Below are 21,349 nucleotides of genomic sequence, written 5' to 3'. Positions count from 1 at the left end.
TTAGTTGGCCGCGGCGGTGCGCGTCGCGCTGCCTGCCTTGCGGTCCGCACAGGCCTGCTTGAATTCCGGCGTGGCGCGCGTTTCCTTCGAGAAGCGCTTCGAGGCCACGCTGCCATCCCTGCACACGCGATCGAGCTCGGCCTGCGCGCTCTTGTTGCCCGCATGTGCGGCGTGGGCCAGCAGGCGCACCGCGTGGAAGGGCAGTGCGCCCGAGCTGCCGGGTGACGCGGTTGCTGCAGTGGTCGTCGGCTGTGGTGTTGCTGCAGCCTTGACCGGCTCCGCAGGCAGCGTGCGCGCGGTGCCCGCCGAGGTCGGCATGCGCTCGACGGCGGTGAAGTCGCCGCTCTTGCCGGCGCGCTCGACCATCTGCCGGTAGCTGTCCATCATGAACGACGTGTCCTTGGGCGTGAGCTCCTTCGCTGGCTTGGCGAGGTAGGCCGCGACCTCGGGTGGCAGCGCGGCGTTCACGGTGCTCAGTTCATGCGCGCCGCCGAAGCCGCGCGAGCCGGCCTGGGCGGCATGCGCGGCGTCGTCGCCCAGCGCCATCGCGCCCTTGGCGGCCACACCCGTCGCGCCTTCGGCCGCCACCGCACCGGCGCCGACCGCCGCGCCCTTGCCCGCCACGCCGGCTGCCTTGCCGGCGGTCGCGGCCTTGCCTGCCGCCTTGCCGATCAGGCCCCAGAAGGCATGGGCCGGTGGGGCGAGGGCGGTGCCCGCGAGCGCGGCGCAGAGGACGAGGGCGGCCCGGTTCGGACGCGACAGGAGGAGGGGAGAGCGTGTGCGTGACGGCATGCAGCGATGCTAAGCGCAGGCGGCCGACACGCTGGCGCGCAGCGCGCGGCATACTGCGCGAGTCCTCTCCCTTTTCTCTTTTCTCTTCTTCCGAACGGATTCCCCATGGCAGGTTTGCAAGCCGGCGCGCCGACACCCCAATCGATCACCGTGCATGGCCAATCGCGCGTGCTCGAGGTCGGCTTCTCGGACGGCGCCACCTTCCGCATCCCCTTCGAGCTGATGCGCATCTACTCGCCGTCGGCCGAGGTGCAGGGCCACGGCCCGGGGCAGGAGGTGCTGCAGACCGGCAAGCGCGACGTCGACCTGGTCGGGCTCGAGCCGGTGGGCAACTACGCGGTGCAGCCGGCCTTCAGCGATGGCCACAACTCCGGCATCTACACCTGGAGCCTGCTCTATGACCTGGGCGCGCGGCAGGCCGAGCTGTGGGCCGATTACGAGCGGCGCCTGGCCGCGGCGGGCGTGGACCGCGACGCCCCGATGGCCGACAAGGGCGGCCACGCCTGCAGCAGCCACTGAGCGCCGAGGAACCGAGGGTAAACATACCCGGTTGCTATTGAAAAGATAGCCTTACACGCAGCAAAGACGCGCGTTGCGGCGGCCCTCCGTTGGAGGAAAAAGCAACAAATGTCCGCCGTGCCCGCGGGGTCGTCGCCTTGAAGGAATGCCTTCCGGCCTAACATCCAGCGCATGAGTACAACCCACTTCGGCTTCGAGAAAGTCGACGAAAGCGAGAAGGCGCAACGCGTTCGCGGCGTCTTCGACTCGGTGGCCTCGCGCTACGACATCATGAACGACCTGATGTCGGCCGGACTGCACCGGGCCTGGAAGGCCTACACCGTGATGGTCGCGAACGTGGGCGAAGGCTCGCGCGTGCTCGACATCGCGGGCGGCACCGGCGACCTCGCGCTCGCCTTCTCGAAGAAGGTCGGCGCCACGGGCCAGGTGGTCCACACCGACATCAACGAAGCCATGCTGCGCACCGGCCGCAACCGCCTGCTCGACGCCGGCGTGGTGCTGCCCACCACGGTCTGCGACGCCGAGAAGCTGCCCTTTCCCGACGACCACTTCGACGTGGTCACCGTGGCCTTCGGTCTGCGCAACATGACGCACAAGGACGTCGCCCTCAAGGAGATGAACCGCGTGCTCAAGCCGCGCGGCAAGCTGCTGGTGCTCGAGTTCTCGAAGGTCGCCAAGCCGCTCACGAAGGCCTACGACTGGTATTCGTTCAACGTGCTGCCGCGCCTGGGCAAGCTCGTGGCCGGGGACGACGCGAGCTACCGCTACCTGGCCGAATCGATCCGGATGCATCCCTCGCAAGAGGAGCTCAAGACCCTCATGAAAGAGGGCGGTTTCGGACATGTGGACTATCACAACATGACGGGGGGAATTGCTGCCCTCCATGTTGGAATCAAGTGTTGATCACGATGACGACGCGAATTTTTCGCTCAAGAGGAGACGGCATGAAGAGTTTGGGTTCTTTGTTCTTGGCAGCAGCACTGGTGCTGGTGAGCGTTCAGGCGGAAGCTGCTCGCATGGGTGGCGGCAAGTCCGTCGGTCGCCAGTCGTCCAACGTGACGCAGCGCCAGGCCACGCAGCCCGCGGCCCCCGCGCAGCAGAACGCGACCAATGCGGCGCCCAAGCCCGCAACGCCCGCCGCCGCTGCACCGAAGCGTCCGTGGGGCGCGATGCTCGGCGGTCTCGCCGCCGGCCTGGGCCTGGCATGGCTCGCGAATTCGCTGGGCCTGGGTGCCGGCTTCGCCAACATCCTGCTGATCGCGCTGCTGGCTTTCGCTGCGCTCGCGGTGTGGCGCATCTTCAAGGCGCGCTCGGCCGCGTCGTCGGGCAACGCCAACCGCCAGGGCGCTTTCGCCTTCCAGGGCGCCGGCAGCCCCGCCGATGCACGCGCACCGGCACAGTACAGCCCGGCCAACGTCGGCAACGACGCCTCGGCACGGCCGTGGGAGCGCAACGCCGCGGCGTTCGACGCCGCGCCGGCATCGCACGGCAGCAGCCTCTCGGCCGCGGGTGCCGCAGCCGGCGGCAGCATGATCGGTTCGGCACTGGCCGGTTCGCAGTCCTGGGGCATCCCCGCGGGCTTCGATGCCGACGGTTTCCTCACCGCTGCCAAGCGCAACTTCGTGACCCTGCAAGACGCCTGGGACCGCGCCGACGTGTCGATGCTGCGTTCCATGATGACCGACAGCATGGTCGAAGAGATCCGCACGCAGCTGGCCGATCGCGCCAGCCACACGGGCGGTGCGCTCAACAAGACCGAGGTCGTGATGCTCGACGCCAAGCTGCTGGGCATCGAAGAGCTGCCCGACGCCTACATGGCGAGCGTGGAGTTCTCCGGCATGATCCGCGAAGACGCCTCGGCAGGCCCGGCCCCGTTCCGCGAAGTCTGGAACATGACCAAGACCGGCAGCGCCGGCTGGCTCGTCGCAGGCGTGCAAGCGCTGCAGTGACAAAAACCTGAGCCACGGCCGTCACCCGGCCGTAGCACTGACGGGATAATGGGGACCATGGCTACACCATCGTCCCCTTTTTCTTTGCTCGGCGACCTGTTCAACAGCATCGGCGAACGCCTGCAACCGCCGGCCTGGGCCGTCCACGAGATCCAGCACCGCGCGGTCCTGTTCCTGAACCACGTGCTGCAGCAGGAACCCGAAGCGCAGCAGCGGCTGCTGCGCCAGCAGGGCAGGGTGGTGCGCTTCCAGTGGCGCTTCGTGACGATGGAACTGGTGGCCACGCCGGCCGGCCTGCTCGACCTGGCACCTGCCGGCTCCACGCCCGAACTCACGCTCACCGTGATCGATGACTCCCCCTTCGACATTGCCCGCGCCACGCTGCGGGGCGACAAGCCTTCCGTGCAGATCGTCGGCGACGTGCAGCTCGCGGCCGAGGTCAACTGGCTGGTCGATCACGTGCGCTGGGACGTCGAGGACGACCTGGCCCGCGTGATCGGTGACGTGCCCGCGCACACGCTGGGCAACGGCGTGCGGCGTGTGGTGGGCGCGCTGCGCCAGTTCGTCGGCGACCGCTCGGCCCGTGCCGGCGGTGCGGCGGGCCACGCCGAATGAGTCGCTTCTATCGCGGCCTGTTCATCGTCTGGGTCGCACTGCGCTATGGCCTGGACGAGCTCGTGCTCACGAGCTTCCAGAAACCCTGGCTGCGCGTGGTGGCGCGCATCGTCTCCATCGGACGCAACCTCGACGCGCCGCGCGGCCAGCGCCTGCGCGAGGCGCTGGAGCGGCTGGGCCCCATCTTCGTGAAGTTCGGCCAGGTGCTGTCCACGCGGCGCGACCTGCTGCCGCCCGATATCGCCGACGAGCTCGCGTTCCTGCAGGACCGCGTGCCGCCGTTCCCTTCGGCGGTGGCGGTCGCGACCATCGAGCGCGCCTTCCGCCGACCGGTGAGCGACGTGTTCGTGCAGTTCGACGAAACACCCATCGCCAGCGCCTCGATCGCGCAGGTGCACTTTGCGACCATCCGCACCAACCAGGGCGAGATCCGCGACGTGGCTGTGAAGGTGCTGCGCCCCAACATGCGCGGCGTGATCGAGAAGGACCTGGCCCTCATGGCCATGATGGCCGGCTGGATCGAGAAGCTCTCGCCCGACGGCAAGCGCCTGAAGCCGCGCGAGGTGGTCGGCGAGTTCGACAAGTACCTGCACGACGAGCTCGACCTCGTGCGCGAGGCCGCCAACGCCGCGCAGCTGCGCCGCAACATGGCCTCGCTCGACTTGGTGCTGATCCCCGAGATGTTCTGGGACTTCTGCCACCCCGAAGTCATCGTGATGGAGCGCATGAACGGCGTGCCCATTGCGCAGATCGACAAGCTGCGGGCCGCCGGCGTCGACATTCCGAAGCTCGCGCGCGACGGCGTGACGATCTTCTTCACGCAGGTGTTCCGCGACGGCTTCTTCCATGCCGACATGCACCCGGGCAACATCCAGGTGAGCCTGGCGCCCGAGACCTTCGGGCGCTACATCTCGCTCGACTTCGGCATCATCGGCACGCTCACCGAGTCCGATAAGGAATACCTCGCGCAGAACTTCGCGGCCTTCTTCCGGCGCGACTACAAGCGCGTGGCCGAGCTGCACCTGGAGAGCGGCTGGGTGCCGCAGGGCACGCGCATCGACGAGCTCGAGGCCGCGATCCGCACGGTGTGCGAGCCGTACTTCGACCGGCCGCTGAAGGAGATTTCGCTGGGCATGGTGCTGATGCGCCTGTTCCAGACCTCGCGCCGTTTCCACGTCGAGATCCAGCCGCAGCTGGTGCTGCTGCAGAAGACCCTGCTGAACATCGAGGGCCTGGGCCGCAGCATCGACCCCGAGCTCGACCTCTGGGCCACGGCCAAGCCCTTCCTCGAGAAGTGGATGATCGACCAGATCGGGCCGAAGAAGCTGTTCCAGCAGCTGCGGGCCGAGGCGCCGCGCTACGCGAAATTGCTGCCGCAATTGCCGCGTTTGCTGCACGATTTCCTGGAAAATCGGCCGCCCGATCACCGCCGCGAGTTGCAGGAGCTGCTGGCCGCGCAGAAGCGCACCAACCGGCTGCTGCAGGCCATCCTCTATGGCGGCATCGGATTCGTCCTGGGGTTGCTCGCCATGCAAGTGCTGGTGCGCGTGCGTTTGTTCTAGAGGCTGGAGGAGTTTCGCCGTGTTGTTGACGCTGGTCATCGTCTATCTGCTGGTCACCATCGCCATCGGCCTGTATGCGGCCAAACGGGTGAAGAACACCACCGACTTCGCGATCGCGGGGCGGCACCTGCCGCTGTTCATGATCATCACGACCACCTTCGCGACCTGGTTCGGGTCCGAGACGGTGCTCGGCATCCCGGCCAAGTTCATCGAGGGCGGCCTCAGTGGCGTGGTCGAAGACCCGTTCGGCGCGGGCACCTGCCTGATCCTGGTGGGCCTGTTCTTCGCGGGCAAGCTGTACCGCATGACGCTCCTGACCATCAGCGACTACTACCGCGAGCGCTACGGCCGCAGCGTGGAAGTGGCCTGTTCGCTGATCATCATGCTGAGCTACCTGGGCTGGGTCTCGGCGCAGGTCACGGCGCTGGGGCTGGTATTCAACGTGCTGTCGGCCGGCGCCATCAGCATCCCGCTGGGCATGGTGATCGGCGTGGTCTCGATCCTGGCCTACACGCTGTTCGGCGGCATGTGGTCGGTGGCCGTGACCGACTTCATCCAGATGATCATTCTGGTCGTCGGCCTCGCGGTCATCGCGATGTTCGCGGGCGACATGGCCGGCGGCGCCGACAAGGTGGTGGCCTTCGCGGTCAGCAAGGACCTCTTCAAGTTCTGGCCCGAGCCCAACTGGCACGACATGGTGTTCTTCTTTGCCGCGGCCATCACGATGATGCTGGGCTCCATTCCGCAGCAGGACGTGTTCCAGCGCGTGATGTCGGCCAACAGCGTCAAGGCCGCCACGCGCGGCCCGGTGATCGGCGGCGTGGCCTACATCCTGTTCGCCTTCGTGCCGATGTTCCTCGTGGCCAGCGCGCTGCTGATCATGCCGGAGGAGGTCGCCGTGCTGCTCAAGGAAGATCCGCAGAAGGTGCTGCCTACGCTGGTGCTGCAGAAGATGCCCTTCGTGATGCAGGTGCTGTTCTTCGGCGCGCTGCTGTCGGCCATCAAGTCGACCGCCTCGGCGACCCTGCTGGCGCCCAGCGTCACCTTCACCGAGAACATCTGGCGCCAGTTCCGTCCCGCCGGCACCGACCGCGAGAACCTGATGACCATGCGCATCACGGTGCTGCTGTTCAGCGCCGCCGTGCTGGCCTACGCGATCCGCATGCAGGGCACGCCGATCTACGAACTGGTGTCGGGCGCCTACCAGGTGCCGCTGGTGGGGGCCTTCGTGCCGCTGGTGTGCGGCCTGTACTGGCGCCGTGCCACCACCCAGGGCGCCATCGCCTCGATCGTGGGGGGCATCGGCGTCTGGCTGCTGTTCATGGCGATGCCCTGGGGTACCGCCTTCCCGGCCCAGCTGGCGGGCGTGATGTCCTCGTTCGCGGGCATGGTCATCGGCTCGCTGCTGCCGCAATGGATAGCGAACACTCACACGCCGCACCGCCTCCTGGCGACCGAGCCGGCCTGACGGCGGGCCGGGCCGGGCCTGCGTGACCCCTGCGGGCGGGGGCGCCCCTATAATCGAGGGCTTTGCGAGCGGCAGCTGCGTCGCTCATTCCCACCCCGATTTCCCATGCCCATTTACGCCTACAAGTGCAGTTCCTGCGGCTTTGCCAAGGACGTTCTGCAGAAGATGTCGGACACGCCGCTCTCGGTGTGCCCGGAATGCGGTGCGAGCGCATTTGAAAAGCAGGTCACGGCCGCCGGCTTCCAGCTCAAGGGCTCGGGCTGGTACGTGACCGACTTCCGCGAGGGCGGCGGCAAGAAGTCCGAGGCCGCCACCGCGCCCGCTGCGTCCGGCGACGGTGCCAAGTCGGCCGACGCTGCTTCTTCGTCCCCCGCCTCCAGCCCCGCACCGGCGCCCGCTCCCGCGCCGGCCCCCGCTGCAACGGCTGCCGCCAAGAGCGGCGACTGACGGAACCCTCTCCCATGTCCGCCCTGCGCAAATGGTTGTTCTCCGGCTTGCTGGTGATCGTTCCGCTGTTCATCACCCTGGCGGTGCTGAAGTGGATCATCGACACGCTCGACCAGACGCTGTGGGTGCTGCCGGGCGCATGGCAGCGCTGGCTCTACGACAACAACATCCGCGGGCTCGGTGTGCTGCTCACGCTGGCCATCCTGCTGGTGGTCGGTGCCATTGCGAGCAACTTCGTCGGCAAGCGCCTGCTCGGCTGGGGCGACGCCGTGGTGCGCCGCATTCCGGTCGTGCGCTCGATCTACTCGAGCGTCAAGCAGGTGTCGGACACGCTGTTCTCCGAGAACGGCAATGCATTCCGCACGGCAGTGCTGATCCAGTGGCCGCGCGAGAGCGTGTGGACCATTGCCTTCGTGACCGGCGCGCCGGGCAACGAGGTGGCCGAGTACCTGGGCAGCGAGGAATTCCTCAGCGTCTACGTGCCGACCACGCCCAACCCCACGGGCGGCTACTTCGTCATGCTCAAGCGCAGTGACTGCGTCGAACTGAAGATGAGCGTGGACGAAGCGCTCAAGTACATCGTCTCGATGGGCGTGGTCGTTCCAGGCGGCCCCTCCTCGGTGGCGATCAAGCCATCCAACTCATAAAAACGAACGCGCCACGACGGCGCCGGAAGTCATCTCTATGGCCATGCGTACTCACTATTGCGGTCTTGTGACCGAAGCCCTGTTGGGCCAGACCGTCACCCTGTGCGGGTGGGTCAACCGTCGCCGCGACCACGGCGGCGTGATCTTCATCGACGTGCGCGACCGCGAAGGCTACGTGCAGGTGGTGTGCGACCCCGACCGCGCCTCGACCTTCGCCGTGGCCGAGAACCTGCGCAACGAGTTCTGCGTGCAGATCACAGGCCTCGTGCGCGCGCGCCCCGAAGGCACGACCAACGACAGCCTCAAGAGCGGCAAGATCGAAGTGCTGTGCCACGAACTGAAGGTGCTCAACCCCTCGGTCACGCCCCCGTTCCTGCTGGACGACGACAACCTGTCGGAAACCACCCGCCTCACGCACCGCGTGCTCGACCTGCGCCGCCCGGCCATGCAGCGCAACATGATGCTGCGCTACAAGGTGACGATGGAAACGCGCAAGTTCCTCGATGCCAACGGCTTCATCGACATCGAGACGCCGATGCTGGGCAAGTCCACGCCCGAAGGCGCGCGCGACTACCTCGTGCCCAGCCGCGTGCACGACGGCAGCTTCTTCGCGTTGCCGCAGTCGCCCCAGCTGTTCAAGCAGCTGCTGATGGTGGCCGGCTACGACCGCTACTACCAGATCGTGAAGTGCTTCCGCGACGAAGACCTGCGCGCCGACCGCCAGCCTGAATTCACGCAGATCGACATCGAGACCTCGTTCCTTGCCGAAGAGGAAATCCGCGAGATGTTCGAAGGCATGATCCGCAACGTGTTCCGCAACGCCGCGGACATCGACCTGCCGGTGTTCCCGACCATGAGCTATGCCGACGCGATGTTCAAGTACGGCTCGGACAAGCCCGACCTGCGCGTGAAGCTCGAATTCACCGAACTCACCGAGCTGATGAAGCGCGTCGAGTTCAAGGTGTTCTCCAACGCCGCCACCATGGCCGGCGGCCGCGTCGTCGCGCTGCGCGTGCCCGGCGGCGGTGCCGAAGGCGGCCTGTCGCGCGGCGAGATCGACGCGTACCAGGAGTTCGTGAAGATCTACGGCGCCAAGGGCCTGGCCTACATCAAGGTCAACGACGCAGCCGCCGGCCGCGAAGGCCTGCAAAGCCCGATCGTCAAGAACCTTGACGACGCCACGCTGGCCGAGATCATCGCCCGCACGGGTGCGCGCAACGGCGACATCCTGTTCTTCGGCGCCGACAAGGAAAAGGTCGTCAACGACGCCATCGGCGCGCTGCGCGTGAAGATCGGCCACAGCGCCTTCGGCAAGAAGAGCGGCCTGTTCGACGACCGCTGGGCGCCGCTCTGGGTGGTCGACTTCCCGATGTTCGAGTTTGACGAGGAAGGCCAGCGCTGGAGCGCCGTGCACCACCCGTTCACCGCACCGAAGGACGGCCATGAAGACCTCATGGACACCGCACCCGAGAAGTGCATCGCCAAGGCCTACGACATGGTGCTCAACGGCATCGAGATGGGCGGCGGATCGGTGCGTATCCATCGTGAGGAAGTGCAGAGCAAGGTGTTCCGCGCGCTGAAGATCAGCGCCGAGGATGCACAGCTCAAGTTCGGCTTTCTGCTCGACGCGCTGCAGTACGGCGCACCGCCGCACGGCGGCATCGCCATCGGCCTGGACCGCCTCGTGATGCTCATGACCGGCGCCGAGTCGATCCGCGACGTGATCGCCTTCCCCAAGACCCAGCGCGCGCAAGACCTTCTGACGCAGGCGCCGAGCCCGGTCGACGAGAAGCAGCTGCGCGAGCTGCACATCAAGCTGCGCAACACGCCCCAAACTGCCTGATGCGCCCATGACGACGAGCACCCGGCCCTGGAAGATCCCGGAGTCGGTGCTGGTCGTGATCCACACGCCGGCACTCGATGTGCTGCTCATCCGGCGTGCGGATGCCGAGTCCGACTTCTGGCAATCGGTCACCGGCAGCAAGGACGCCCTCGACGAGCCGCTCGCGCTCACAGCCGCCCGTGAAGTCGCCGAGGAAACCGGCATCCAGTGCGGCGAGGGCACGCTGCTGGCGTCGCAACTGGTCGATTGGCAGCTGCGCAACATCTACGAGATCTACCCCGGCTGGCGCGCGCGCTACGAACCCGGCGTCACCCACAACACCGAGCACCTGTTCGGCCTGTGCGTGCCCGAGCGCCTGACGCCCGTGCTCGCCGCGCGCGAGCACACCGATTGGCAATGGCTGCCGTACCGGGAGGCGGCTGATGCGTGCTTTTCCCCGTCGAACGCCGAAGCCATTCTGTTGCTGCCAGAATTTGCCCGATGAACCCACCGGCAGCCGCAGCAGCAGCAACGCACAACCTCCGGGTCGCGACCTACAACATCCACAAGGGTGTGCAGGGGATCGGGCCGGCGCGGCGGCTCGAGATTCACAACCTGGGCCACGCCATCGAGCAGCTCGATGCCGACATCGTCTGCCTGCAGGAAGTGCGCAAGATGAACCGGCAGGCCGCCGCGCGCTTTCCGCGCTGGCCCGAGCTGCCGCAGGCCGACTTTCTTGCACCTGAGGGCTACACGGCGGTCTACGAGACCAACGCCGTCACGCGCCACGGCGAGCATGGCAATGCGCTGCTTACGCGCTGGCCGGTGATCCGCACCAGCCACCAGGACATCTCCGACCACCGCTTCGAGCAGCGCGGCCTGCTGCATGCCGTGATCGACGTCGAAGGGCGCCGGGTGCACGCCATCGTGGTGCACCTGGGGCTCATCAAGGGCAGCCGCGTGCGGCAGGTGGCCCGGCTGCGCGAGTTCATCGAGCGCGAGGTGCCGGCCGACGAGGCCGTGGTGGTGGCCGGCGATTTCAACGACTGGGGCGCGCGCATGCGCTACGCCATGAACGCCATGGGCCTGCGCGACACCAGCGACCTGCGCGGCCCGCGCACGCTCACATACCCCTCGCGCCTGCCTGTGACGCAGCTCGATTTCGTCTACGGCCGCCAGCTCGAACCGCTGGCCTGCAACGTGCCGCGGGGGCCCATCTGGGCCCGCATGTCCGACCACCTTCCGCTGGTAGCCGACTTCGCGCTACCTAATTGATAGCATTGCTCCGAGAAGGGGCGGGCGTTGCAGCCCGAATCCCCTGGGGCCATTCACTGGTACGATCCCCGCCATGCTGAGGAAAACCGACGTCGAACCGCTTCCCGATCGAAAAGACGATGACGAGGGCACCCCCGTCTCCGTCAAGATCCGCGAGCGACTGAATGCAGCGCGCAAGCGTTTCAACGCCAACGACAACATCGCCGAGTTCATCCAGCCGGGCGAACTGGAGTCGCTGCTCGACGAGGTCGAGGTCAAGATGAAGGGCGTGCTCGAGAGCCTGGTCATCGACGTCGAGAACGACCACAACACCGACAACACCGCGCGCCGCGTGGCCAAGATGTACCTCAACGAGGTGTTCCGCGGCCGCTATGTGCCGGCACCTCCGCTCACCGAGTTTCCCAACGCCGAGCACCTGAACGAGCTGATGATCGTCGGCCCGATCACCGTGCGCAGCGCCTGCTCGCACCACTTCTGCCCGATCATCGGCAAGCTGTGGATCGGCGTGATGCCCAACGAGCACACCAACGTGATCGGCCTGTCCAAGTACGCGCGCCTGGCCGAATGGGTCATGGGCCGTCCGCAGATCCAGGAAGAAGCCGTGGTGCAGCTGGCCGACCTGATCCAGGAAAAGACGCAGCCCGACGGCCTGGCGCTGGTCATGGAGGCCGAGCACTTCTGCATGGCCTGGCGCGGCGTGAAGGAAATGGACAGCAAGATGATCAACTCCGTCATGCGCGGCGTGTTCCTGAAAGACCCGAGCCTGCGTCGCGAATTCCTCTCCCTCCTGCCACGAAAGAGCTGAGCCATGCTGGTCCGACTTCTCTATGCCAGTCGCGCCGTCGATACCAGCCCCGAGGCCATCGAGGCGATCCTCGCGAAATCGCGCACGCACAACCCGGCCTGCGGCATCACGGGCATCCTCTGCTACGGCGCCGGCACCTTCCTGCAGGCGATCGAGGGTGGTCGCGACGCCATCAGCGATCTCTACGGCCACATCCAGCGCGATCCGCGCCACAAGGATGTGGTGCTGCTGCACTACGAAGAAATCTCCGAGCGCCGCTTCGGTGGCTGGACGATGGGGCAGGTCAACCTCTCCAAGCTCAACGCCTCGACGCTGCTCAAGTACTCCGAGAAGCCCGAGCTCGACCCGTACAAGGTCTCGGGCAAGGTCTCGCTCGCGCTGCTCGAAGAACTGATGGCCACCGCGGCCATCGTCGGCCGCCACTGATCCCGGTTCGACCGGGGTGCCCCTTTCCGCTTTCGCACTGATCCTGCTGGCTGGCGTCATCCACGCCAGCTGGAACATCGCCGCCAAGAAGGCGAACGGCGATTCGCGCTTCGCGTTCCAGAGCGGCGTGTTCATGGCCGTGGTGTGGGCGCCCGTGGGCATCACCCTCGGCTGGAGCGTCGTGCCGACCTGGGGCACGAAGGAGTGGGCCTTCATCGTGCTGAGCGGCGTGCTGCACGTCTTCTATTACGTCGTGCTGCTGCGCGGCTACCGCAAGTCGGACCTCACGGTGGTCTACCCGCTGGCGCGCGGCTCGGGGCCGCTGCTGTCGTCGCTGGTCGCGATCCTGTTCCTGGGCGAGAAGATCAGCCTCGTCGGCGTGGCCGGCATCTTCGGCGTGGTGCTCGGCGTGTTCCTGGTGGCCGGCGGCCCGCGCCTCTTTCACAAGAAGCATGACCCGGTGCAGCGCGAGCGCGTACAGAAGGGCATGCGCTACGGTGTGCTGACCGGCGCCTTCATCGCGGCCTACACGGTCACCGACAGCTACGCCGTCAAGTTCCTCGCCATGTCGCCGATCCTGCTCGACTACATGAGCAACTTCGTGCGCCTCGTGCTGCTGCTGCCCGCCGCGCTGCAGGACCGCGCGACCACCGTGCGCATGTGGCGTGAACAGTGGAAGTACGCGCTGCTGGTGGCGGCGATCAGCCCCGTCTCGTACGTGCTGGTGCTGTACGCGGTGCAGCAGGCGCCCATCTCGCACGTCGCGCCGGCGCGCGAGGTGTCGATGCTGTTCGCTGCGCTGATCGGTGGGCATCTGCTGCGCGAAGGCGATCGCATGCTGCGGCTGCTGGGCGCGCTGTTCATCGCGGCCGGTGTGATCGCGCTCGCACTGGGTTGACCGAAGGCGGGCGATGCTCTTCGGCTGCGATTTCTCGAGCGCACCGACCGCCTGCAAACCCATCGTCGTGGCCGTCGGTGAGATGGCCGGCCCGGACGCCGTCACGCTGACCAGCCTGCACCGCTTCGCCACGCTCGACGCCTGGGGCCAGTGGCTCGACAGCAGCACGCCCGCCTGGGTCGGCGGTTTCGACTTTCCCTTCGGCCTGCCGCGCGAATTGATCGAGCACTTGCAGTGGCCGACCGCGTGGGACGCGCTGATCGCCCACTACGCCGGCCTGAGTCGCGCCGAGATCCGCGACACCTTCGCCGCCTTCTGCGCGGCGCGTCCGGTCGGCGGCAAATTCGCGCACCGTGCGACCGATGCGCCGGCCGGATCGAGCCCGTCGATGAAATGGGTGAATCCGCCGGTCGCCTACATGCTGCACGCCGGTGTGCCGCGCCTGCTCGCCGCCGGCGCCACCTTGCCGGGCCTGCACACAGGCACCCACAAGGAGCGCATCGCGCTGGAGGCGTATCCCGGCCTGCTGGCCCGCGAGCTGATCGGCCGGCGCAGCTACAAGAGCGACGACCTCGCGCGCCAGTCGCCCGAACGCGAAGCCGCGCGCGCCGACCTGCTGGCCGCGCTGGAATCCGGGCGCACGCGGCTCGGCCTGCGCCTCCAACTCACGGCCCCACAACGCGACGGGCTGCGTGCCGACGCCAAGGGCGACGAACTCGACGCGGTTCTGTGCCTGCTGCAGGCCGCCTGGGCCCGCCAGCGCGCCGGCAGCCCGGGGCCGGGCTACGGATTGCCGTTGTCCATGGACCCGCTCGAAGGCTGGATCGTCAGCGCCTGAGCCGCCTGCCGTCGCTTGCTTGTCCTACAGCGCTTCGGGCCTGCGGCGACACCCGGGCGCGGGCGGCGGGGACTAGATTGACTGGCGTGGACCAAGCCGGTCCATGCACCCATTCCGACCGCAGGAGGATTTCCCATGACAACATCGAACCGTTCCCTCGCTCCCTTTGCCACCTCGCGCACCTGGCTCGCCGTGCTCGCCGCCGGCGCCGCGCTGACCCTGGCCGCCTGCGACAAGCCGGGCAACCAGACCGCCGGCGAGAAGCTCGACAGCGCCGTCGCCAAGACCGAGCAGGCGGCCTCCGATGCCAAGGCCAAGACCGAACAGGCCGCGGCCGACGCCAAGACCGGCATGGCCGGCGCCACCGCCGATGTGAAGGAAGCCGCCAAGGACGCCACCGCCGCCGTGACCGCCACGGTCGACGACGCCGCGATCACCGCCTCGGTCTCGGCCGGCCTGGCCAAGGACCCGGACCTGAGCGCGATCAAGATCGACGTCGACACCAAGGGCGGCGCTGTGAGCCTCAAGGGCCCGGCCCCGACGGCCGCCGCCAAGTCGCGCGCCGAGGAGATCGCCAAGGCCGTGCAGGGCGTGAAGTCGGTGAACAACCAGCTCGAAGTGAAGGGCTGATCGGCCCTTCCGCCGCGCCCAGCAAAAAGCCCGGTTCGACCGGGCTTTTTCTTGTCTGCGTGCGGCACGCGTTGGCGCGACGTCAGGGCGGGTCTTGCCGAGGCGGCCGCGCAGGCTTCTGCAGCAGCGTGTTGACCAGGTCGGCCACGTCGGAGGTCTTGAGCACCGCCGCGATCACGGCCGTGGCCGAGATCAGCCGCCAGGGCCGCACGAGCACCAGCAGCGAGCCCGTGGCGGCCGCGGCGGCCATGAGCTTGACGGGCTCCGTGCGGGCGTAGTGCTCGAGCAGGGGGCGGGCCAGCTGGCCGGCCGCATGCGCGGGATGGCGGCGCCACCAGCGCTGCACCACGCCGCGCGCCATCGCGCTCCAGACGTTGTGGCGGCGCCCCGGCGAGGCGGGTGGCGCATCGCCGGCGTCGGTGTGTGTGCGTATTCGAGATCGTCGTCGGCGTCGCCGGCGGCAAAGGCGCGGTGGGGCGCCGGTGCGTCGGGCTCGCCGCCGTTCAGTTGCCGCACGAGCGCGCGGCGCGAAATGGCCAGTCGCTGCTGCGGGGTCAGCTGCGATGCGGCAGGGCGGCGGGGATCATGGCTGCTCATGGCGGGCTCCGGCGGCGTGCAGCGCGTCGAGGTCCGCGGCCAGCTGGGCGCGCAGATCGTCGAAGCCGTAGTTCGGACTCGGGCGGGTGGCGATCCAGGTGCAGATCGCCGCGATGATCACCGCCACGGCAGGCACGGCCACCAGCACCCAGTGGAAGCTGCCGTGCAGCACACCGAGCAGCACGGCCACGCCGATCAGCCCGAGCGCCAACACGGCGGTGGCCACGGCCAGGACGCCCGCGACCAGTCGGGCGACGAGGCCCCGCCCCGCCACGGCACTCTCCTGCCGGGCAAGGGCCGCGTAGTTGGCGATGTGATCGGCAATGAGCTCCGGGTGCCCGAGCACCGTCGAGAAGATCGGATGAAGCATGTGCGAGGGTGGTCGGGCGGGGTCGGTCGTTCAGTGGCGATGCAACAGCGGATCAGTAGTCGTCGCGGTTGCGGCGGCTGGCCAGCACGATCAGTGCCGTGATGGCGGCGCCGGCAGCGGCGGCCAGCAGCACCGAGCGCACGGGCTGGTCGGAGATGTAGCGGCCGGTCACGTCGGCGGCCTGTTCGATGCGGCGGTGCGCGCGGGCGCTGGTGGTCGAGGCGGCGTCGAGGCCGCGCTGCACGGCTTGCTGCACGCGTGCGGCCAACTGCTCGACACCCGGTTCGGCGTCGCGGCGCAGTTCGCGGACCTTTTCGCCCGCCGCATTCACCGCGTTCTGAGCGTAGGCGCGGGTGGTTTCGGCCGCTTCCTGGGCGGTCTGGCGCACGTCGTCGGCGAGTTGCGAAGGGGTCTTGGTCGTGTTCATGGGAGAGTCCTTTCCGGGAAGATGAAATGCGGGAGCCTGTGGATCGTAACTACGCTACTTGCGTCGTAGCAAGCCGGCCAGGAAGCTGGCGATGGCGAGCACGGCAAAGATGATGAAAAGGACCTTGGCGATCCCCACCGCGCTGGCGGCAATGCCACCGAAGCCGAACACGGCAGCGATGAGTGCGATGACCAGAAATACCACGGCGTAGTGCAGCATGCGGAACTCCTTCGAGGCTTCCCTCTTTGTGGTTTGAAACCATGCATCCGGGCGCATCGCTGAAGACGCGGCCCGGTGCCGGATGACACAGGACCCACCTTAAGGGCAGGGCCGCATCGGCCCTGTCAGCGACCGGGGCGGGGGTGCGTAGGAGGCGACCGAGTCGCCGCAGGCCCGGGGCGTGAAGAAATGCCAGCGCCTGCGTCAGGCACCGCGCGACGCGGGGGGGTCGGGGCTCGCCGTCGTGCCGGCCTGCGGCGCCGGCTTCACCACCGGCAGCATCGCGGTGAGCCGCGTGCCCTGGCCGGGCGCCGAGGTGATGGTGAGCTTGCCACGCGCCGCCTCGACCCGGTGGCGCATGCCCGCCAGGCCGTGCGTCGACGGGCGCATGCGCTGCGCGTCGAAGCCCTTGCCGTTGTCGGCCACCTCCACGATCACGTGGTTGGCGTAGTTCTTCAGCACGATGGTGGCTTCGCTCGCTTCGGCGTACTTGCCGATGTTGGTCAGGCTCTCCTGCACCATGCGGTAGATCGTGAGCTGGCGCGACTCGTCCATGGTCACGGGCTCCAGCGCCATCTCGATCTCCAGGCCCGATCGCTCTCCGAACTCGCGCCCCAGGATTTCCAGCGAGGCGACCAGCCCGAGGTTGGAGAGCGACGAAGGTCGCAGGTCCTCGATGATGCGGCGCTTCAGCGCGATGCCGCTGTTGAGCAGCTCGGTCAGATGCTGCAGCCGCTGGATCGCGTCGGGCGAGTCGGCCAGGCGCGACTTCAGCCGCGCCACGTCGAGCTTGGCGGCCGTGAGCAGCGAGCCCAGTTCGTCGTGCAGCTCGCGCGCGAGGTAGCCGCGCTCGGTCTCGCGCACGTCCTGCAGGTGGGTGGCGAGTTCGGCCAGCGAGGCGGTGCGCTCGCGCACCTCGTCCTCGAGCGCGTTGCGTTCGCGTTGCAGCGCTTCCTGCTGGCGCTCGCCCACCGAGCGCAGCGCGTGCGTCTGGCGCAGGTACAGGAAGAAGGCGATCAGCGCCGCGAGCGCCACGATGCCGGTGCCGACGCGCGCCAGCTGCAGCGACTTCATCACCTGCAGCTGACCGGCCTGCAGCGTCGCGTTGCTGGTCTTCACCAGCTCGTTGGCCGTGGCGCGGATGGCTTCCATCTCCTCGCGCCCGACGTCGGTGGTCATGACGAACTTCCAGGCGTCCTCGTTGCCCTCGTGGCGCAGCCGCACGCTCATGTCCATCTCGGCGATCTTGCGCAGCACGTGCTTGGACAGCTCGGACAGCTGGGTGCGCTCGGCCGGGCGTTCGGCGTACAGCTGGCGCAGCGTGGCCAGGTTGCCGTCCACCTGCTTGACCGCGATGTCGTAGGGCTGGCGGTAGGCGGCTTCGCCCGTGAGCAGGAAGCCGCGCTGGCCGGTTTCGGCGTCCAGCATGTTCTGCAGGATCTGGTTGAGCGTGCCGCGGATCTGCTGCGCCTCGTCGATGTCCGCCAGGGCGCGGCTCGATTGCCGGTATCCTGCCTCGTTGATGCCCACGAGGGCCAGTGCGGCCAGCGCCGCGAGCAAGAGGCTCACGGCCATTTTTTGGGGGGCTAACCAGTGCATGACACCCTTAGGGTCGCATTCAATGCAACTTCGTGAATAATTGATAACAATCAGGGACCGGCATGCTGCGGCTTCCAAAGCTGCGGCACAACGACGAAAGTAACAGATGATCAAAATTGGAATTGTGGACGACCACGCCATCGTGCGATCGGGCCTCCGGCAGTTCTTCTCCGAGCACGTGGACCTGCGCGTGGCGGGTGAGGCAGCGAGCGGCCGTGAAGCCATCGAGCTGGTACGCACCACCGAACTGGACGTGCTGGTGATGGATCTCTCCATGCCGGGACAAAGCGGTATCGATGCACTCGCCATGATCCGCGCCAAGGCGCCGGACGTGGGCATCCTGATCCTCAGCGGCTACCCCGAGGAGCACTACGCGATGAACCTGATCCGTCAGGGCGCCAGCGGCTACCTCAACAAGGAGTGCGATCCGATCGAGATCGTGAACGCCATTCGCACCATCTCGCTGGGCCGGCGCTACATCACGCCCGCCGTGGCCGAACTGCTGGCCCGCCAGCTCGACCGCAAGGACGACGCCGCGCCGCACGAGCAGCTCTCGGAGCGCGAGTTCCAGGTGTTCCTGAAGCTGGCCAAGGGCGAGACCGCCGGCGACATCGCCAAGACGCTGTCGCTGTCGGTGAAGACGGTGAGCACCTACCGCACGCGGCTGATGGAGAAGATGAACCTGTCCTCCAACAGCGACCTGACCTACTACGCGCTGAAGAACAAGCTCATCGATTGAGCTGCGCCTAGGCATCGCCGGGTGCGGACCGCAGCGCGGCGGCCTGGCGGATGCAGAAGTCGACCAGTGCGTCGATCTCGTTCGACTTGTCGAACACCGCGTCGACCCCGAACTCGGCGCAGCGGCGCCGGATGTCGGGCGTCGCATAGTTGCTGAGCACCACCACCTTCTGGCCGGGCTTGCGCGACTGGCAGGCCTGAAGGATGCCCAGGCCACTTCCCTGCTTGAGAAAGAGATCGACGATGGCCAGGTGCCACTCGTCGGCATGGTCGCGCAGCCAGTCGCGCGCGTGCTGCTCGGTTTCCGCAAAGCCCACGACCGTGGTGCAGGTGAGCTCTTCCAGAGTGCCGATGAGGTTTTCACGGATCGTGGGGTTGTCTTCGACAACGTAGGTCTGCAATCTGGAATCCATGCCGAACCGCGCTTCCTCTGAGGTGGGCAGGTGCTCGTGTCCAAGCGCCCTGCGGAGGAGAGAGCCTGCCCATGGACATTGAGGCTTTCCCGCAGCGGATCATGCAGGGTTCAAGGGCCGCGCGTTGTAGGCGGGTTCTGACGCATGTGCAGGCGGCTGTCTCCACGCCGCCTCGCGCCCGCCCGTAGGCCAAGCCGCACGGGGTCTGCGGCCCGCCGCCGACCCGCTTCGGGCGCGCATCCGGGTAAGAATCGACCATGGCAACCCAATCCCTTCGCACCCGGCCGCGCTGGCAGAAACTGCTGGCGGTCTTCGTGCTGCTGGTCGCCGTCCTGCTGACCGCGTTCGCGCTCCTCGTGGCCTTCTTTCCGTGGGACACGCTGCGCGAGCCGCTCAACCGCTTCGTGAGCGAGAAGACCGGGCGCAAGTTCGAGATCACCCGACGGCTCGACGTGGACCTGGGCTGGAAGGCCGCCACCATCCACTTCGACGGCATCGAATTCGCCAACCCCGACTGGGCGCGCGACCCTTACCTGGTGAAGGCCGAGCGCGCGAGCTTCGAGATCCGCCTGTGGCCGCTGATCGACAAGCGGGTGGTCATTCCGAGCCTGGCGCTGACCGCGCCCACCGTCGGCTTGCAGATGGAATCCGATGGGCGCCGCACCTGGGCCTTCGGCAAGGACACCTCCGACACCGGCACCGTGCCCACCATCGGCCTGATCCAGGTCGACAAGGGCGCCGTCGACTTTCTGGCCCAGCACCTGGGCGTCGACGTGCACGCCGATCTGGACTACGACAGCAACCGCGGCGAGCTGCCGCTGCACTACCGGATCAAGGGCCGCTACAAGGGCCAGCCGCTCACGGCCGACGGGCGCACCGGCAACGTGCTGCAGATCAACGCCGCGAGTGCGCCGCCGTTCCCGCTGGAGATCAACGCCGCCGCCGGCCAGACCCGGCTCAAGGCCAATGGCACGGTGGCCCAGCTCGCGGGCTTCGACGGCATCGACGCCACGTTCCAGATCAAGGGCCAGACGCTGAGCGCGCTGTACCCGCTGCTGGGCATCGTGCTGCCGCAGACCCCGCCTTATGCGCTGAGCGGCGGGCTGCGCAAGCGCGGCAAGCTCTGGGAGGCGGCGGGGCTCAACGGCCGGCTGGGCCTGTCGGACATCGGCGGCGACATGGCCTTCGACCAGGCCGGCAAGGTGCCGCGCCTGTCGGGTACGCTGCGATCGCGCGTCATGGACATGGACGACCTCGGCCCGCTGATCGGCCTGCCGCCCACGGCGCGTTCCGCCAACGCGGTGGAGGGCGTGGCGCCGGTCGCCTCGGCCCAGCCCAAGCGACCGCCCGGCGGCAAGGTGCTGCCCACCACGCCCTTCGACTTCGGGCGGCTGCACGCCATGAACGCCGACGTGGCCTACACGGCCGAGCGCATCCGCAACGTGCGCGAGGTGCCGCTGGACCGCGGCAGCGTCAAGATCCGGCTGACCGACGGCGTGCTGTCGCTCGACCCGCTCGACCTGGGCGTGGCCAACGGCAAGCTCGTGGGCGCGATCCGCATCGACGCCACCAAGACGCCGGCCGACATCCGCGCCTCGCTCGACGTGCGCGGCCTGCGGCTGGCCCGGCTCATTCCCAAGCTGGAGAACTCGGGCAACAGCGTCGGCCGGCTCGACGGGCGCATCAACCTGTCGGGCGCCGGCAATTCGGTGGCCAGCTGGCTCGGCGGCGCGTCGGGCGACATGGCGGTGCTGTCGGGGCGCGGCCAGTTCGGCAACCTGATGCCCGTGTTCGCGACGCTGGTGGGCGGCGACATCCTCAAGTTCCTGCTGCGCGGCGACCGCGACGTCGAGCTGCGCTGCGCCGCGCTGGCCTTCGACGTGAACAAGGGCGTGATGAACGGGCGCACGCTGGTGCTGGACACCACCAACGCCGTCTTCACCGCCACCGGCCAGGCCAACCTCGCGACCGAGTCGCTGGACTTCGTGATCCGGCCCGAGCCCAAGAGCGCGAGCTTCCTGTCGCTTCGCACGCCGCTGGTCGTGAGCGGCACCTTCGGCGCGCCCAAGGGCGGCGTCGAGATCGGGCCGCTGGCCGGCCGCGGCCTGGCGGCGCTGGCGCTGGGCGCCATCAACCCGCTGCTGGCGCTGGCCGCGACCATAGAGACCGGCCCCGGCGAGAACGCCGACTGCACGGGCGTGCTGGCGCTGGCGAACCGGCCCACGGCCGGGGCCGCCGCGCGCGGTGCCGCGCGGGCCAAGGGGGCTCGCCAGCCTTAACGAAAGAAAGAAGA

At 68.0% G+C, this 21,349-nt stretch carries 25 protein-coding genes; 18 read left to right on the top strand and 7 right to left on the bottom strand.

What is annotated here, in order from left to right:
• Positions 1–792 carry a hypothetical protein gene (locus ACAM52_RS20685; protein WP_369644483.1) on the bottom strand — a complete coding sequence of 264 codons (792 nt, stop codon included), beginning with the start codon at positions 790–792 and terminating at the stop codon, positions 1–3.
• 105 nt (positions 793–897) lie between these two features.
• Between ACAM52_RS20685 and ACAM52_RS20680 the strand changes: the two genes are divergently transcribed.
• The 16 genes from ACAM52_RS20680 to ACAM52_RS20605 all read left to right on the top strand — a co-directional run bounded on the left by ACAM52_RS20680 (position 898) and on the right by ACAM52_RS20605 (position 14,693).
• Positions 898–1,311, top strand: a complete 414-nt coding sequence (locus tag ACAM52_RS20680) for a gamma-butyrobetaine hydroxylase-like domain-containing protein (protein WP_062477026.1) — start codon at positions 898–900, stop codon at positions 1,309–1,311.
• 171 nt (positions 1,312–1,482) lie between these two features.
• Positions 1,483–2,214: a bifunctional demethylmenaquinone methyltransferase/2-methoxy-6-polyprenyl-1,4-benzoquinol methylase UbiE gene (gene ubiE, locus ACAM52_RS20675; protein ID WP_056578284.1), complete on the top strand. Its 732-nt coding sequence runs from the start codon at positions 1,483–1,485 to the stop codon at positions 2,212–2,214.
• A gap of 41 nt (positions 2,215–2,255) precedes the next feature.
• On the top strand, positions 2,256–3,260 hold the full coding sequence (locus ACAM52_RS20670) for a Tim44 domain-containing protein (protein WP_062477032.1): 1,005 nt from the start codon (positions 2,256–2,258) through the stop codon (positions 3,258–3,260).
• Between the two features lie 57 nt (positions 3,261–3,317).
• Entirely contained in the window at positions 3,318–3,875 is a 558-nt protein-coding gene (locus tag ACAM52_RS20665) for an SCP2 domain-containing protein (RefSeq protein WP_369644482.1), read from the top strand.
• The gene (ubiB, locus tag ACAM52_RS20660; RefSeq protein ID WP_062477035.1) at positions 3,872–5,437 is read left to right on the top strand and encodes a ubiquinone biosynthesis regulatory protein kinase UbiB; all 1,566 of its coding nucleotides are present in this window, start codon (positions 3,872–3,874) and stop codon (positions 5,435–5,437) included. Before ACAM52_RS20665 ends, ubiB begins: the two co-directional genes overlap by 4 nt.
• Positions 5,438–5,456: 19 nt before the next feature.
• A complete protein-coding gene (locus tag ACAM52_RS20655; protein ID WP_369644481.1) occupies positions 5,457–6,905 on the top strand; it encodes a sodium:solute symporter family protein in 1,449 nt (482 codons plus the stop codon).
• Positions 6,906–7,010: 105 nt separating this feature from the next.
• Complete coding sequence (locus ACAM52_RS20650; protein WP_369644480.1) at positions 7,011–7,352, top strand: FmdB family zinc ribbon protein; 342 nt, start codon at positions 7,011–7,013, stop codon at positions 7,350–7,352.
• A 14-nt stretch (positions 7,353–7,366) separates the two neighbouring features.
• On the top strand, positions 7,367–7,999 hold the full coding sequence (locus ACAM52_RS20645; protein WP_062477045.1) for a DUF502 domain-containing protein: 633 nt from the start codon (positions 7,367–7,369) through the stop codon (positions 7,997–7,999).
• 37 nt (positions 8,000–8,036) lie between these two features.
• Positions 8,037–9,842 carry an aspartate--tRNA ligase gene (gene aspS / locus ACAM52_RS20640; RefSeq protein ID WP_369644479.1) on the top strand — a complete coding sequence of 602 codons (1,806 nt, stop codon included), beginning with the start codon at positions 8,037–8,039 and terminating at the stop codon, positions 9,840–9,842.
• Positions 9,843–9,849: 7 nt separating this feature from the next.
• Positions 9,850–10,326 carry a dihydroneopterin triphosphate diphosphatase gene (gene nudB, locus ACAM52_RS20635; RefSeq protein WP_369644478.1) on the top strand — a complete coding sequence of 159 codons (477 nt, stop codon included), beginning with the start codon at positions 9,850–9,852 and terminating at the stop codon, positions 10,324–10,326.
• Entirely contained in the window at positions 10,323–11,096 is a 774-nt protein-coding gene (locus ACAM52_RS20630) for an endonuclease/exonuclease/phosphatase family protein (protein ID WP_369644477.1), read from the top strand. Before nudB ends, ACAM52_RS20630 begins: the two co-directional genes overlap by 4 nt.
• Before the next feature lie 73 nt (positions 11,097–11,169).
• Entirely contained in the window at positions 11,170–11,901 is a 732-nt protein-coding gene (gene folE, locus ACAM52_RS20625) for a GTP cyclohydrolase I (RefSeq protein WP_062477056.1), read from the top strand.
• Between the two features lie 3 nt (positions 11,902–11,904).
• Complete coding sequence (locus tag ACAM52_RS20620) at positions 11,905–12,327, top strand: BLUF domain-containing protein (protein ID WP_062477059.1); 423 nt, start codon at positions 11,905–11,907, stop codon at positions 12,325–12,327.
• A 16-nt stretch (positions 12,328–12,343) separates the two neighbouring features.
• Positions 12,344–13,225, top strand: a complete 882-nt coding sequence (locus ACAM52_RS20615; protein ID WP_095743930.1) for a DMT family transporter — start codon at positions 12,344–12,346, stop codon at positions 13,223–13,225.
• Between the two features lie 13 nt (positions 13,226–13,238).
• Positions 13,239–14,063, top strand: a complete 825-nt coding sequence (locus tag ACAM52_RS20610) for a DUF429 domain-containing protein (RefSeq protein ID WP_369644476.1) — start codon at positions 13,239–13,241, stop codon at positions 14,061–14,063.
• Between the two features lie 135 nt (positions 14,064–14,198).
• Positions 14,199–14,693, top strand: coding sequence for a BON domain-containing protein (locus ACAM52_RS20605; RefSeq protein ID WP_062477068.1), 495 nt, complete (start codon positions 14,199–14,201; stop codon positions 14,691–14,693).
• Between the two features lie 82 nt (positions 14,694–14,775).
• On the opposite strand, the gene ACAM52_RS20600 is transcribed toward ACAM52_RS20605, so the two are convergent.
• The 5 genes from ACAM52_RS20600 to ACAM52_RS20580 form a co-directional block, all read right to left on the bottom strand.
• Positions 14,776–15,054 carry a hypothetical protein gene (locus ACAM52_RS20600; RefSeq protein ID WP_369644475.1) on the bottom strand — a complete coding sequence of 93 codons (279 nt, stop codon included), beginning with the start codon at positions 15,052–15,054 and terminating at the stop codon, positions 14,776–14,778.
• 222 nt (positions 15,055–15,276) lie between these two features.
• Positions 15,277–15,660: a hypothetical protein gene (locus ACAM52_RS20595; RefSeq protein WP_369644474.1), complete on the bottom strand. Its 384-nt coding sequence runs from the start codon at positions 15,658–15,660 to the stop codon at positions 15,277–15,279.
• Positions 15,661–15,712: 52 nt separating this feature from the next.
• Entirely contained in the window at positions 15,713–16,087 is a 375-nt protein-coding gene (locus ACAM52_RS20590) for a hypothetical protein (RefSeq protein ID WP_062477074.1), read from the bottom strand.
• A 54-nt stretch (positions 16,088–16,141) separates the two neighbouring features.
• Positions 16,142–16,306, bottom strand: coding sequence for a DUF1328 domain-containing protein (locus ACAM52_RS20585; RefSeq protein WP_070063586.1), 165 nt, complete (start codon positions 16,304–16,306; stop codon positions 16,142–16,144).
• A gap of 204 nt (positions 16,307–16,510) precedes the next feature.
• Positions 16,511–17,881: a CHASE3 domain-containing protein gene (locus ACAM52_RS20580; RefSeq protein WP_369644473.1), complete on the bottom strand. Its 1,371-nt coding sequence runs from the start codon at positions 17,879–17,881 to the stop codon at positions 16,511–16,513.
• A 130-nt stretch (positions 17,882–18,011) separates the two neighbouring features.
• On the opposite strand from ACAM52_RS20580, the gene ACAM52_RS20575 reads away from it, so the two are divergent.
• On the top strand, positions 18,012–18,644 hold the full coding sequence (locus ACAM52_RS20575) for a response regulator transcription factor (protein WP_007837167.1): 633 nt from the start codon (positions 18,012–18,014) through the stop codon (positions 18,642–18,644).
• Between the two features lie 7 nt (positions 18,645–18,651).
• Here the strand turns inward: ACAM52_RS20575 and ACAM52_RS20570 are convergent, their stop codons facing one another.
• Positions 18,652–19,056 (bottom strand): response regulator, encoded by a 405-nt coding sequence (locus ACAM52_RS20570; RefSeq protein ID WP_095743933.1) that lies wholly within the window; start codon positions 19,054–19,056, stop codon positions 18,652–18,654.
• A gap of 257 nt (positions 19,057–19,313) precedes the next feature.
• On the opposite strand from ACAM52_RS20570, the gene ACAM52_RS20565 reads away from it, so the two are divergent.
• Entirely contained in the window at positions 19,314–21,335 is a 2,022-nt protein-coding gene (locus ACAM52_RS20565; protein WP_369644472.1) for an AsmA family protein, read from the top strand.
• The last annotated feature ends 14 nt before the right edge of the window (positions 21,336–21,349 follow it).

Origin of the sequence: Variovorax sp. V118, assembly GCF_041154445.1 — a bacterium.
GTDB lineage: Bacteria > Pseudomonadota > Gammaproteobacteria > Burkholderiales > Burkholderiaceae_C > Variovorax > Variovorax boronicumulans.
The sequence above is the reverse complement of the archived record's forward strand: the minus strand, read 5'-3'. Positions and strand labels throughout refer to the sequence as shown.